Here is a 12,908-nt window from a genome sequence, read left to right on the forward strand (position 1 = left end):
GCTTTAGCCATCATGAGGACTATCTTTATCATCTATTAGGACTAACTACAAACTAGGGAAATTCAAGATTTTAACTTTTGAATAGTAGAAACTAAAATGACTTGCATACTATCTACCTATTTATTTATTTAATTCTCTTAATAAAAAAACGTAGAAGGTAAAATCAACTATTACTTCTACGTTCTTAACTCTAATTTTTTGAAATTAAATTAGAACTTAAAGGTAGTCCGTAAAACCCCAACCCAAATAGTATTGTTATCTTCATCCCCTTCAGGGTTGATCACAGTGTAGAAACCAGGGGTTAATAAGATACCATCTGCAAGAGGATACTTATACTGAGCCTCGATGATATAAGGAGTATCTCTGTCAATAGACTGTAAATCTCCAGGAAGGGTTTCAACCCGTTCAGCAGTAACGTATTGTCCACCACCAACAGAAAATACAGCACCTTCCTTAAAGATATCCACAGCAGACAAAATAGCTGTCCAAGTCCATAAATCAGCCCCTAAACCACGGCGATCTTCTCCATTAGCCGGGTTAGCAACACCTTGAGCGCGGGCTAAAGCATAGGCACCAGTAGCGTATAAATGGAACGTATCATTAATACGCCAATCTCCTGTTATACCGTAACTATCTCGATTAGTGGCTACGTCAAAGAAGGGATCACTAGCCACACGGCTACCATTACTAGAGGAAGTATTAACATCATCCTCAGTGAAGTGGGAAAACACATAGGTAAAACTGATGTCTAAACTATCAGTGGGATAAATACTTAACTGACCCCCTGTACTATAGGAACCGTTAAATAAACCTTCCCCTAAGTCGGGGCTATTTCCGTTATCTGCTAGGTAAAGACCCCTGACTACAAAAACATCGTCCCAGAACTTGTATTCCGCACCAGCACCGATCCCTTCCGGTCCACGGAATAGTAAGGGGTTACGACGGATGAAACGGGACAAAGCACCGCTTCCAGAACTAGCTAAGAATGGGTTACCTACATCAAAAATGTTGTCAATATCTAAGGCATTGGTTCCTACCCAACCACGGAACTTACCGATGGGGAAGCGATAGTAAACATCATTTAATTCCACATCAGCATCATTAGACGCATCGTGTCCTAAACGGGCCATGGTGGTTCCCATTGCCCGATCCCATCGGGGAATGGTTCCAGTTTGAACACGAACCCTTAAACGGTCTTTTCCGTAGAAACTACTGTCAAAATTGAGTCGAGTCCGGAAGGCTAAAGTGGCATTATCATCAGGTCTTCGGGTTGCTCTGCGTCCGTCTGCCCCAAAGTTAAAGATAGCATCCCGTTGACGAGAATCGATCGCCCGTTCTCCAGATGCAGAGGAGAAGGTAAACAAGACTTCCCCTCCTAGTTTAGTGGTGGTAGAAAACTGATGATCTTCGAGGAAAGCAACCCGTGATTCTAAGTTATCCACCCGTGATTTTAGGGCCATTAACTCTTGTTCAAATTCTTGGGCCAACCGCTTTAATTTTTCGATATCTTCCCGTAAAACGGCGACATTTTCCTGTAATAACCGTTCGATGGTGTTTAAACAAGCGTTTAAACCGGCAGCAAACTCCCAACGAGACGTAGCGCGGTTGCCTCGGAAGGTGCGATCGGGATAGCCCACAATACAACCATAACGCTCTACTAAACTCCTTAAAGCTTCGTAGGCCCAGTCTGTAGGGGAAACGTCTCTTAACTCAGAAATATTGGTAACTTGGGACATTCCATCCCCACTGGTGTTATCCCAAAACTGTTTACTGGTGTCTCGGTTTAAAGGAGTGTTGAGGGTTGGACGATTTTGTAATACCCCTAAAGCTTCTTCAGGGGAAATGATCTCCCCTTGAGTTTGGTTTAGTTGGCTTTCATCGGGAACAGCGATCGCACTTTGAGCAGCGATCATCGATAAGACTGCTACACCGGATGTCATTTTGAGACATTGGGAGAATAATTTCCGCACTTTTGCGTTCCTCACGCCTAAAACTAATAAGCCTAATTGATGTTTTGGGAACAATTTCGGCTATTAATACTAATCTAATGGTTAGTTAAGAGAAGATTGTCAAATCATCATCTTTTATTATTATTTTCCTGAATTTTTCTCTATCCTTTCTCTATCCGCATTAACGTTAGTGAGCAGGATGCTCACACTCCCCCTGCTCCCCCTGCTCCACACTCCCCACTCACCCCCGATGGCCGGTAACAATATAGGAGACACGCTGAGCAATATTAGTAGCGTGATCAGCCATTCTTTCTAGATGACGAATCATCAGAGCAAGGAGTAAAAATGGCTCAATTACCCCTGGAATACTGTGCTGATAAGCTAAATGATGATAGAGTTCCTCGTAAGCATCATCCACGGTATCGTCTAACTTTTTCACCCGTTGGCCGGCACCGGCATCTAAGTCTGCCAAAGCCACTAAACTGGTAGCCAACATCATTTGAGCATGATTAGACATCATGGCAATATCGTCCATACAATCGTGGGGTTCGTAGGCAAATAATTTAACGGAAATTTCCCCTAAATCTTTGGCATAATCTCCAATCCGCTCTAAATCTCTGACTAATTGCATAAAAGCACTCAGAAGACGTAAATCTTGAGCAACAGGAGATTGTAGGGTCATTAATGTCGCACAGTCTAGTTCGATTTTACGATAGTAACGGTCAATTTTTTTATCGAGAATAGCAATTTTGTGGGCAGCATCAATATCTCTTTCAAACAAAGCTTGATGACTGAGTCGGAAAGATTCTTCTACTAAGGTTCCCATGCGCAAAACTTCTTGTTCGAGTCGTTTCAAACAACGTTGAAAATACGTATTTTCTGGATAATTTTCTGGGTAAGAGACATTCACAACACTATTTTTAACCTATACCTAATACTACTTGATTAAAAATTTAATTTAGACCTATATCTACCATAGTCTTTTTTCTCTGCAAGTTACAACAATTTGCAACATAAATTTATTGTCAGATTATATACTTTAACAGCAAGAAGTTAAGAAATCACTAACACTTTAAGGGGTTTTGGTTAACATAATTTCTATCCAAGCCCCTCCTGTATCAGGATGATTTTTAGCTGTGATTGTTCCCCCGTGAGCTTCGATAATTTCTTGGACAATCGCTAGTCCTAAACCGCTTCCTGATCTGACAGATTGATCATCTACTCCTTGTCGGGTGCGAGAGGTATCCCCACGATATAAACGATTAAAAATATGGGGTAGATCCTTATCTAAAAAACCTGTTCCTTGATCGAGAATACTAATTTCTCTGGTTTGCTCATCTTGATTATCTCGGAGATTGACAAGAATTTCACTGTTATTAGGACTATGTTTAATACTATTATCAAGAAGATTAATAAAAACTTGAATTAAACGAGAGCGATCGCCGCTAAATTGTAATGTTTTTGCTCCAGAAATCCTTAAATTGATTTGTTTTTCTTGGGCAAGGGGTTCTACTACTTCCCAGGCTACCAATAGTATATCGTTTAATTCTAATAGTTCTAAGCGTAAATTTTGGTAAGGATTGTCTTGTATTTGACTCAATTCTAACCAATCTTCAACTAAATTAATCAGACGCTGGGTTTCTTGTCCCATTTGCTTTGCTCGACGGCCTTCGGGATCTGCTAAACGTCTTTCTAACCACTCAGAAATCAGGGAAATTGATGTTAAAGGAGTGCGTAACTCATGGGTGAGATCGGATAAAGCACGATCACGAGAACGGGATAACTCCACTAGGGGTTGTTGGTTATGAAGATAGACAACAACTTGTCCTTGAGGTAAGGGATAAGCAAAGCCTTTTAAAGCTACAGAACTGCTATTTAGGTTATTTTTTGGGTAATTCTGGTTTTGATGTCCTTCTGGTACGTAATTGGTGGGGTAGAATGTCCACTCATTCACTTGAAGACTTTGAGTTTGCCGAGTTTGTTCGATTAGTTGATCCAATTCATAGGAACGAACTAACTCCAGTAATAAACGAACTTGTCCAGGTTGCCAGCGATCAATTTGCAATAAGTGCTGAGCTTGTTGATTACACCATAGTAACTGATTTTCTTGATCTACCCGTAAATAAGCAATGGGGGCGATCTCTAAAATCTCCTGTTTTAATGCTAATTCTTGTTGTTGTTTGTGGTATTGTTCTTTAATATAGCCAATTTCCCTCTTAATTAGAGTTATTACTGGTAAAGCTCCCAATAAATCTTGTGTATCAGGACAGAAGGTTAAAACGTTCTTTAATTGAGCTTTTAGGTGATAACGGCTCCAAATTAGAATCATCATCCCTAAGAGAAAGCCAAGAATAAAAGAGTACAAAATTACACAGGGGGTTTGACAGCAGTTTTCAATTGAGTGTATCAAAATTTGGCTTAACTGAGTGACGGGGTGACCCCGGATTTCTCACAAATTAATTTGAAAGCCCAATCCAGAGATGAAAAATGATAATTTTTAGGACTAATAGAAATTTTGAATATAGATGAATAAAAAAATTGACTTTGATTATCCAAAAATTGAGTTTAAGAGGGAATAATTATATTAACTTTTGATTTTCTCCACGATAAATAAGACTAAATGAAAGTATCAGTCAGTCAACAACTTATGATAGATATCTTTTTTGAAAAACAACTTATTCTACTTATCCAGTATTAGGAATAGTTTTAATTCTTTTGTTAGCAATAGACAAAATATCTTGATAAGGACAAGCACTAGCTATAGCGATAATAATTCTTCTACAACTAATCTTTATTCTGGCTCCCAACTTAAGAAGATTTAGACGTATTCTTCCCACAGTTGCTTTAGCCAATGAAGTTTTTTTTTAAACAGTGTTGACGAAAAGCATTTATGAGAACATAAGCCCAGGAATGTATCCATAATCTTAGTTTATTACTTTGAAATGTTTGAGTTGAAGTTCTATCAGCTAACAAGTCTAATTGTTGTTCTTTAATCCGATTTTCCATCTCGCCTCTCGGACAGTATTTTTTTGTATAAAGTTTTGAGGGTGGAATTTTTGAAGCGGGCAAAGATGTCACCACATGGCGCATTTTTAAGCCATCACTTCCATAACAAACTTTTGTCACTACTCTTCTTTGACAACTCCATGACTTTTCTGTTTTATAACGAATAGAGCGATACCAAGTAGAAATTGGTACTAATTTTTTAACTTCTTCTAAATCTTCTTTTTTCTGAAATAAACTATCCATTAATTCAGTTATTGGAGCTAGTTTTTTTTCATATTCATGTTTGGCTTTTTCAATTACATCATCCGCTCGTAACTTAAGAACGCCATTTATTCCCATAGCTATAACATAATCAACTAAAGGCTGATTTTCACAAAAATAGAAGATTTCTTCACGGGCATAGGCACTATCACCCCTAACTAGGATATGAGTCTCTGACCATTTTTCTCTAATTAGTCCGATAATTCTTTGTAATTCGTCTAAGGCTCCATCGGCTGGATCTACATTAGATGAACGAAGTTTAGCAACTAATAAATGATGCCCACAGAAAATATATAAAGGAGCATAACATACTCCGTGATAATAACTATTAAAAAATGGCCCTTCTTGATTACCATGTACTTGGTCATCCGTGACATCCATATCTAATATAATACTTAAGGGAGGTTTTTTATAAGACTCTAAAAAAAAAATTCGACAAAAGATTTTTCAATGGCTTCAAAGTTGGGTTCTATTTTATGATAACGACTCGTTTTTTGGTCGAGAATAGTCTCAGGACAATATTCCAATCTATTAATTGTACTTTTTCCAGCTAACCATCCCTTTTTATCTTCAAGTTCATTAAGCTTTTCTAAAGCGATCTTAAGGGCAGGATCGTGACGTAATTTATCATGGTCATTGACATCTTCATAGCCTAAAATAATTCCATAAAGCCTTTGTGCTAATAACTCATGAACGGAATGATCTACATAAGATTGATGACGATGATCTTGAAAACAGTTACCAAACTTCTCCGTAATTCCCAGTTTTTTATCCAACTCAGCTATCCAGACAATCCCCGCATCTGAAGTGATTAGTCCCCCATCAAAATTAGCGATTATTTCTTTTCCTTTCTGTTTACTAAAGTTGATTACTTGACGAGGGGTTCGGGGATGACTGGGACTCATTAAATCAGTTTAAGGTAAATTGCTTTAATAATTAAATTATAGCATATTTTATTCTAACAATCTAGTACTATTAGAGATTTTATTAATAATTTTTTTGGAAAAATGAGTGATTGATTTATCTTTTCATCTTTGTCTAATTCGGGTTGATTTTAACTTAAAATCTGACAACAGACTGTTGGTTGGGGAAATCTGCGATCGCTCTGTTCAAACCCACTTCCTGTAAGGCTTCCGTGTTTGGCGATCGCGGATTTTGTGAGAAATTCGGGTATAATAGGTTGTAGAAGTAGAATAGTTACGGGAATTGTTATAGTATGTAGAAGAATTATTATGGGAACGACTAGGAGTTGAGGAACCCCTGCTAGATCCTGATCCCGATGAACTGCTAGAACTTCCAGAAGAAGAACGACTACTCGAACCAGAGGAACCCTTCTTGAATGATCCCCCTCCACTGCGTCCCCCACTGCTTCTTGCTTGTACTTCCTGTTGAGGTTTTAACCAACTATGAGAGGTGTTAGGTGCTTGTGGTAGTTCAATGGTGTTTATCGTGGCGATCGCTGCCACAGTTGTTAAAAATAATTTTGTTGTCTTTTGTAACATAATTGATCATTGTTTATCCCTACTACCATAAGAGTTCCCAAAAATCATCTACAAATTAAAATTTCGAATACGCTCAGTTTTAATACCTCGACTAACTATTCCAATCTACTATATCTAACAATCAAATCCAAACAATTATTATTATTAATGACGAATCAATATTTTGCTACCGTTGCCAGAGGTTTAGAAGAAATTGCTGCTAAAGAGTTAGAAAATTTAGGAGCAAAAAATGTTAATCCTGACTTTACAGGGGTTTATTTTGAAGGAGATAAAGCTTTATTATATAAAGTTAATATCTGGTCAAGAATTATTTTCCGTGTTTTAGTTCCTATTAACACTATTAATAGTAAAAATGCAGAAGAATTATATAAAAATGTAAAAAAAATAAATTGGGCTGAACATTTACAAATTGATCAAACCTTTGCTATTAATTGTACAGGAAAAAATCAAGAATTAAACCATAGCCATTTTACCGCCTTACAGATTAAAAATGCCATAGTTGATCAACAAAGAGATCGTTATAATAGACGCTCAAATATTGATGTCAAAGATCCCGACATATTAATCAATGCTCATATTTATGATCATCAATGTATCCTTAGTTTAGATAGTTCTGGAGAAAGTTTACATAGAAGAGGATATCGGCCAGCAATGGGGGATGCACCTCTAAAAGAAAGCTTAGCTGCTGCCCTATTAGAAATGGCAAACTGGACCCCTGATATTCCTTTTTTAGACCCCATGTGTGGCTCAGGAATTTTACCCATTGAAGCTGCCTTAAAAAGCTTAAATATTGCCCCCGGTTTATCGAGAAATCGTTTTAATTTTGAACAGTGGTCAGACTTTGATGCAGAATTATGTGATAGAATAATAGATGAGGCAATAGAGCAACAAAAACACGAATTAGACGCGCCCATTTTTGCTAGCGATCGCAACGTTGAAATGGTGAGACAAGCAAGGATAAACGCAAAAAAATGCGATGTAAACCACCATCTTAAATTAACTCAAGTTGCCTTAGAAAATATTGAAGCACCCACGGATCATGGTATCATTATCTGTAACCCTCCCTACGGTAAACGGTTAGGTAAGTCTGAAGAATTAGGGTCATTATATAAACTATTAGGAGATATATTTAAACAGCGTTTTAAGGGTTGGACTGCTTATGTTTTAAGTGGAAACAAAGAACTAACCAAAAAAGTTGGTTTAAGAACATCAGGACGTATTCCCGTGTATAACGGTTCTTTGCCTTGCACCTTACTTAAGTACGAGTTATATTAACCCAATCTAAAGATGAATTTTTCACTGTTTCTTGAAAATTATCACAGGTTAAATCAACACCTAACCAACTTCCTAAAACGGCTAAATCTTCATCAAAAATAACTGTAAGTCTGTCAATATTTTCTGCTGTTAAATCAGGTTTTTTCTTAATTGTCCAGAGACTTCTTACCCAGGTGCGAAAGCTTTTAAGGATTAGTAAACGTCGTAATTGTTTTAATCCTGGTGTTTCCACAATAGCATCTCGCCAAGCACTTTTAATCATGCGTTGATTAGAAACATTACTAGCATTTAATTCCTGATACCATTGGGGTTTATCTTTATATCCAATAAAGCGGCAAATTCTTTCTAATTCTGTTTGTGGAGTGGTTAACATTCTCTCAAAAAAGATAGGTAAAACTCTCTCTTGGCCAAAAGTATCAAAATAGGGTTGTAATTGTTTAGTATACAAACTATATTCCAGCAATTCTGGATGTGGGTCAATACTTTCATTAATCCCAACAGAAATAACCCTTTGACTCCATTCATGAATATATTGAGAGACTAAACGATTAATCAGATGACGCATAACATAAATAAATTTAGCATCAGGTAGATATTTTTGTAGTCTTTCAATAGTATGGGGATAGGTAGGGAGTTTCGTGTAATGAGTGCTAGACTCTCCAATTAAATCATTAATATTAGCCTCTTCAAAATGGGATAAATACCATTCTGATCCCTTATTATATTCTTCATCATTACTAAAAAAATTAGGTTCTTTCAGTTCACTCATGAAAATTCCTGGCTGTTGGTTTAATTGTTCATGGAGGGAACTGGTAGCGCATTTCATGGCACCAATAATAATAAAATTAGGGAGTTTTTTTCATAACTACTAGGGGGTAAAATAGGTAATTGTAAAGGTTCTTTCCAGTTCATCCAAATATCTTGTTCTTGATATTCACAAGTATGGGGTTGTTTATTGTTGATTAATTCTCGTATCCAAGCAATACTTCTTCCCAATAACCAACAAATATTAGCGAGCCAAAGACCAAATATGCCATAAAACTTAGCAAAATAGCGAGAACGAGACGCATATAGATAGGATCGGGGACGTTTACGCGCTTTGACATCAGATTTTACTGAACCACTACCACGCCTAAGATGAACTACCCTAGCATAGGGCCAATGAAGAATATTCCATCCTGCATTTTTAGCAGAATGACAATAATCAACATCATCAAAATACATGAAATAGCCTTCATCCATCAAACCTATTTGCTCAATAACCTCTTGTCTAATTAGGGTTTGCTGAAAAAGTTTCTCCAAAATTTATGCCACTTTTGACCAAGAATTTTCTGACAAATCAATAAGTTTTAGTACATAAAAATTGTTTAAAGTATAATCAAAATTAATGAAAGGCGGTTTAATGAGTTCCCCTGTTCTATTATTAGTAAATAAGGACAAAAAAAGCGACAAAAACTGCCTCAGAAGTTTAGAAAGATTGACAACTAAAAATGTAATAGCAATAGATGTAATGGAGGTTTCAGGGAGTTTTGTCATCACGAGATTTAGGCTAAATCTTCGTTTAGCTTGTCCAAACTTTCCCTCAATAGCATTACGGAAGCATTCATCGGAGTGGGCTTGTTTCTTTTCTTCTTCACTGACATTTTTCGGAGGTCTTCCTAACTTCGGACCACTGATTCTTATCCCTCTTTCCTTACACCAATTTCTGTTTTCCCTAGTTCGATAAATTTTATCTACATGGACGGATTCGGGATAATAGCCAAACGTTTCTTTATACTTTTCTACTTGTTCTTTAAAATGACAAGATTCATTGAAGTTTTCCCAACTTATTTTGTCTAGAAACACATAGTTATCTACACAGCTTACTGAGAGTTTAGCTCCAAACTCTATTGGTTTTCCTGCTTTTCCCCTCACTATTGGACGAATATGCGGTTGAGTTAAACTTACAATTCTTTGAGGAACACTCTGGGTCTTATTCTCCCACATTGACTGTTGTTGTTCATAAACTTTTTTGATAGTCTCTAGACAATTTTTCTGTCTTTTACTCAGATTTTCCAGGGAAGCCCCAGCTTGAATTAAGTCTTCTATATTTCCTAAATTTTTCTTAAGGTATTTTAACTGTTTCCCGATAGCTTTTCTTCTTTCTTGATAAGATACTTTTCGTTTTTTAGCTACTTTTAAGTATTCCTTTCTAGCAATTATTCTAGAAGTTCTCGGCTTTTTTCTCAATTTTACTCTTAATGGTTTATAAAGATTATCTATTATTCTTTCTGTCTCAATTCTGGCTTGATTTAATATGCCTAAATCCGTTGGGTATTTGATGTCTGCTGGCGTACAAGTCGCATCTAAAATTAGTTTACCTTTGTTTTTTATTTTTTCTCCTTTTTCTTGGAGACAATCCTTTTTTTTTACTTCTTTATCACTCTTGTCTATTTCTCTTTTTACTATTTTTTTATTGATTTTGTTTATCAATTCTCCATCAATTCTTTTCCTAAAATGAACTAGCATTGAAGATTCCAGTGGTGGCTCTTGTTGATAACAATTTAAACCTATAAAGTATTGTAGATAGGGATTTTCTCTAATCTGTTCTATAGTTTCTCTATCACTTGTTCCTAATTTTTCCTTAATAATTAATGTCCCTAATGCCATTCTAAATAGTTTGGCCGGCGCACCTTTTTCTGCTGAAAAAAGTTTAGCATATTCTTCCTCAAAATCATCCCAAGGTATCAACTCTGCCATGATTACCCAACGATTATTGGGGGACAATTTGCCCTCGAAAGGTAATTCAAATTTTTCTGGGGGCGGTAAAGGTTGCTCCTCTTTTCGATACATTTGTTCTTGACCAACAACTGGGAGGTGTTTCTACCAATTATAGCGGTTTGTAGCCGACAAAGCTGATCTTTTTTGCGATCGCGAATATGGGTGTAACCTTTTAAAGAATAGGGTTTTGCTTTTATTCAGCAAACCCTACTTAGATATCTATATTGGAACCGAAACTGAATGAAGCTATTTAATATTTAAAATTCCCTAAAAAGATGGAAAGAGAGTTTTTAAAATCACCTTAATTCTCTATTTTAGCTCTGGAGATATGTTTAGCGTAAAATTTACGCTAACAATTGTTTTTTATCCAAAGTCCAATACGAGGCTTACTATAAACTTTTTGAAGCTTTAGGTTTGCCCCAAGTAGAAATTTCATGGCTAAATTCTAGTAAAGTTGCGCCTCCTCCAGAAGAGGATATCTTAAATTATGTAAATTTGAGAGATATATTAGAACAAATTAAGAAAGGTGAATCAGAGAAATTACTGAATCAATTTACAAAATCTAAACCAGTTACAAGTTATCAATCAAATTCAAATTTCACGAAGCTAAAAAGCAAAGTAAAAAAGATAATCTCTGTTATCAGAGAATAAATTTTTTTAACTGTGCTTGTTCATTAAAACAGCGACGATATACGCCTTCTGTCACCAGAATAGCGGTTAAAATATTGGTCAACATAATCATAAATAAAATTAAAATTTGATAAGAGGCTGCATTTAAAGGGTTGTTTCCTGCTAACACCTGGCCGGTAAACATTCCTGGTAAACTAACCATCCCTACCACCATCATTTGGTTTAAGGTAGGAATTAAACTAACTCTAATAGCTTCTTTTCGATAACTAGCGATGGCCTCTTTAGGAGTTGCCCCTAAAGATAAATAGGTTTCCACCTCAAGTTGGTTATGAGAGATGGTGCTAATAAGACGTTCCCCCGATAAAGAAGCACTATTCATAGCATTTCCCAGTATCATGCCTGTTAAGGGAATTAAATACTGAGGAGAATACCAAGCTTCCGGCTGGATAATCAAAGCGAGGGCATAACTAATGGTTAAACCACTACTCACCAATAACGATACCCAAACCAGAGGAAAAAGTCCCTTAATCTTTTGAGAAATGCGGTTACGGGAGACTTGGGTAGCAATGGTTAACATTACCCCTAAAATGAATAGAACAGGGATAGGATGGTTTAATTCAAAGATGGCAGTGATAACATAACCCACCACCAACAGTTGAAGTAGCGATCGCCCCGTGGCTAAAAAAAGTTGTCCTTCTAGGCCCAACCGTTGCCAGTTGGACAAAACCATAGCAATAGCCATGATAGCCAAAGACCACCCCAAATCTAAAAAATCAAGTTCAATTGCACTACCCAATAGATAATTCTCCCCAGTTGTTTAGCTTACCCACCAAAATAAGGGGGCTCATTACCCGCTTTCCATTTGATGTTACAGCCGATACTAGGCTTTTGTTGAGTATAAACCTTTCTATCTAGTAAAACCTCTTCTATGGCTGCTTTTAAGTCCTTTCCAGTAACAGGAACATCATTACCGGGACGACTATCATCGAACTGTCCACGATAAACTAAGGTATTGTTGCTATCAAATAAGAAAAAATCAGGAGTACAAGCAGCAGTATAAGCTTTAGCAACTTCTTGGCTTTCATCGTAACAGAAAGGAAAATTAAAACCTAATGTTGCTGCCATTTCTTTCATTTTGTCAGGGGCATCACCGGGGTGAGTAGTGATATCGTTGGAACTAATAGCTACAACACCTAAACCTTTATCTACATATTCTTTTCCTACGGCTGCTAGGGCATCCTGAAGATGTTTAACGAAAGGACAATGAACACAAATAAACATTACTAATAAAGCTTTTTTGTCCGTAAAGGTATCGAGAGAAATCTTATTACCTGATACTGCATCTTCTAAAGAAAAATCAGGGGTTTTTGTCCCCAAAGGTAACATAGTAGAAAGGGTCTTTACCATGATAATAACTCCTAGTTAATTATAGACAATTTACAACAGTTATTGATTTTACAGGTTCACAGTCTCGAAGACTGGGTTAAGGTTTGCTTCGGCAATGAAAATGCTATACTTACAATTA

At 36.6% G+C, this 12,908-nt stretch carries 11 protein-coding genes and 1 pseudogene; 2 read left to right on the top strand and 10 right to left on the bottom strand.

Annotation, left to right across the window (positions count from 1 at the left end):
* Positions 1-209 precede the first annotated feature (209 nt).
* The 5 genes and pseudogenes from CWATDRAFT_RS04285 to CWATDRAFT_RS32855 all read right to left on the bottom strand — a co-directional run bounded on the left by CWATDRAFT_RS04285 (position 210) and on the right by CWATDRAFT_RS32855 (position 6,718).
* Positions 210-1,970, bottom strand: a complete 1,761-nt coding sequence (locus CWATDRAFT_RS04285) for an iron uptake porin (RefSeq protein ID WP_007303837.1) — start codon at positions 1,968-1,970, stop codon at positions 210-212.
* Positions 1,971-2,190: 220 nt separating this feature from the next.
* Entirely contained in the window at positions 2,191-2,859 is a 669-nt protein-coding gene (gene phoU, locus CWATDRAFT_RS04290; RefSeq protein WP_007303838.1) for a phosphate signaling complex protein PhoU, read from the bottom strand.
* Positions 2,860-3,021: 162 nt separating this feature from the next.
* Positions 3,022-4,281: an ATP-binding protein gene (locus tag CWATDRAFT_RS04295; protein ID WP_007303839.1), complete on the bottom strand. Its 1,260-nt coding sequence runs from the start codon at positions 4,279-4,281 to the stop codon at positions 3,022-3,024.
* Positions 4,282-4,633: 352 nt separating this feature from the next.
* Positions 4,634-6,121 (bottom strand): annotated as a pseudogene (locus tag CWATDRAFT_RS32850) (IS1380-like element ISCwa5 family transposase).
* Between the two features lie 204 nt (positions 6,122-6,325).
* Positions 6,326-6,718, bottom strand: a complete 393-nt coding sequence (locus CWATDRAFT_RS32855) for a hypothetical protein (protein ID WP_232287000.1) — start codon at positions 6,716-6,718, stop codon at positions 6,326-6,328.
* 147 nt (positions 6,719-6,865) lie between these two features.
* Here CWATDRAFT_RS32855 and CWATDRAFT_RS04315 point away from each other — a divergent pair, with 147 nt between their 5' ends.
* Positions 6,866-7,993, top strand: coding sequence for a THUMP domain-containing class I SAM-dependent RNA methyltransferase (locus CWATDRAFT_RS04315; protein WP_007303842.1), 1,128 nt, complete (start codon positions 6,866-6,868; stop codon positions 7,991-7,993).
* On the opposite strand, the gene CWATDRAFT_RS04320 is transcribed toward CWATDRAFT_RS04315, so the two are convergent.
* Genes CWATDRAFT_RS04320 through CWATDRAFT_RS04330 form a run of 3 tightly spaced genes read right to left on the bottom strand, consistent with a single transcriptional unit; the run spans position 7,974 to position 10,825 of the window.
* On the bottom strand, positions 7,974-8,819 hold the full coding sequence (locus tag CWATDRAFT_RS04320; RefSeq protein WP_007303843.1) for a sulfotransferase family protein: 846 nt from the start codon (positions 8,817-8,819) through the stop codon (positions 7,974-7,976). The two genes, CWATDRAFT_RS04315 and CWATDRAFT_RS04320, sit on opposite strands and share 20 nt — an antisense overlap.
* Positions 8,816-9,295: a glycosyltransferase family 2 protein gene (locus tag CWATDRAFT_RS04325; RefSeq protein WP_007303844.1), complete on the bottom strand. Its 480-nt coding sequence runs from the start codon at positions 9,293-9,295 to the stop codon at positions 8,816-8,818. Before CWATDRAFT_RS04325 ends, CWATDRAFT_RS04320 begins: the two co-directional genes overlap by 4 nt.
* Positions 9,296-9,298: 3 nt before the next feature.
* Positions 9,299-10,825, bottom strand: coding sequence for an IS5-like element ISCwa2 family transposase (locus tag CWATDRAFT_RS04330; RefSeq protein ID WP_007303845.1), 1,527 nt, complete (start codon positions 10,823-10,825; stop codon positions 9,299-9,301).
* A gap of 342 nt (positions 10,826-11,167) precedes the next feature.
* Here CWATDRAFT_RS04330 and CWATDRAFT_RS04335 point away from each other — a divergent pair, with 342 nt between their 5' ends.
* Positions 11,168-11,404 (top strand): hypothetical protein, encoded by a 237-nt coding sequence (locus CWATDRAFT_RS04335; protein ID WP_042711175.1) that lies wholly within the window; start codon positions 11,168-11,170, stop codon positions 11,402-11,404.
* On the opposite strand, the gene CWATDRAFT_RS04340 is transcribed toward CWATDRAFT_RS04335, so the two are convergent.
* Complete coding sequence (locus CWATDRAFT_RS04340; RefSeq protein WP_007303846.1) at positions 11,394-12,179, bottom strand: ABC transporter permease; 786 nt, start codon at positions 12,177-12,179, stop codon at positions 11,394-11,396. The two genes, CWATDRAFT_RS04335 and CWATDRAFT_RS04340, sit on opposite strands and share 11 nt — an antisense overlap.
* A gap of 26 nt (positions 12,180-12,205) precedes the next feature.
* Complete coding sequence (locus CWATDRAFT_RS04345; protein WP_007303847.1) at positions 12,206-12,790, bottom strand: thioredoxin family protein; 585 nt, start codon at positions 12,788-12,790, stop codon at positions 12,206-12,208.
* Between the last annotated feature and the right edge of the window lie 118 nt (positions 12,791-12,908).

It is taken from the genome of Crocosphaera watsonii WH 8501, from assembly GCF_000167195.1.
Taxonomy (GTDB): Bacteria; Cyanobacteriota; Cyanobacteriia; order Cyanobacteriales; family Microcystaceae; genus Crocosphaera; species Crocosphaera watsonii.

Excerpts from the sequence above, each read along its gene's own strand:
- CWATDRAFT_RS04320 (WP_007303843.1), bottom strand. The coding sequence starts at position 8,819 with ATGAAATGCGCTACCAGTTCCCTCCATGAACAATTAAACCAACAGCCA.
- CWATDRAFT_RS04330 (WP_007303845.1), bottom strand. The coding sequence starts at position 10,825 with ATGTATCGAAAAGAGGAGCAACCTTTACCGCCCCCAGAAAAATTTGAA.
- CWATDRAFT_RS04295 (WP_007303839.1), bottom strand. The coding sequence starts at position 4,281 with ATGATGATTCTAATTTGGAGCCGTTATCACCTAAAAGCTCAATTAAAG.
- CWATDRAFT_RS04345 (WP_007303847.1), bottom strand. The coding sequence starts at position 12,790 with ATGGTAAAGACCCTTTCTACTATGTTACCTTTGGGGACAAAAACCCCT.
- CWATDRAFT_RS32855 (WP_232287000.1), bottom strand. The coding sequence starts at position 6,718 with ATGTTACAAAAGACAACAAAATTATTTTTAACAACTGTGGCAGCGATC.
- CWATDRAFT_RS04315 (WP_007303842.1), top strand. The coding sequence starts at position 6,866 with ATGACGAATCAATATTTTGCTACCGTTGCCAGAGGTTTAGAAGAAATT.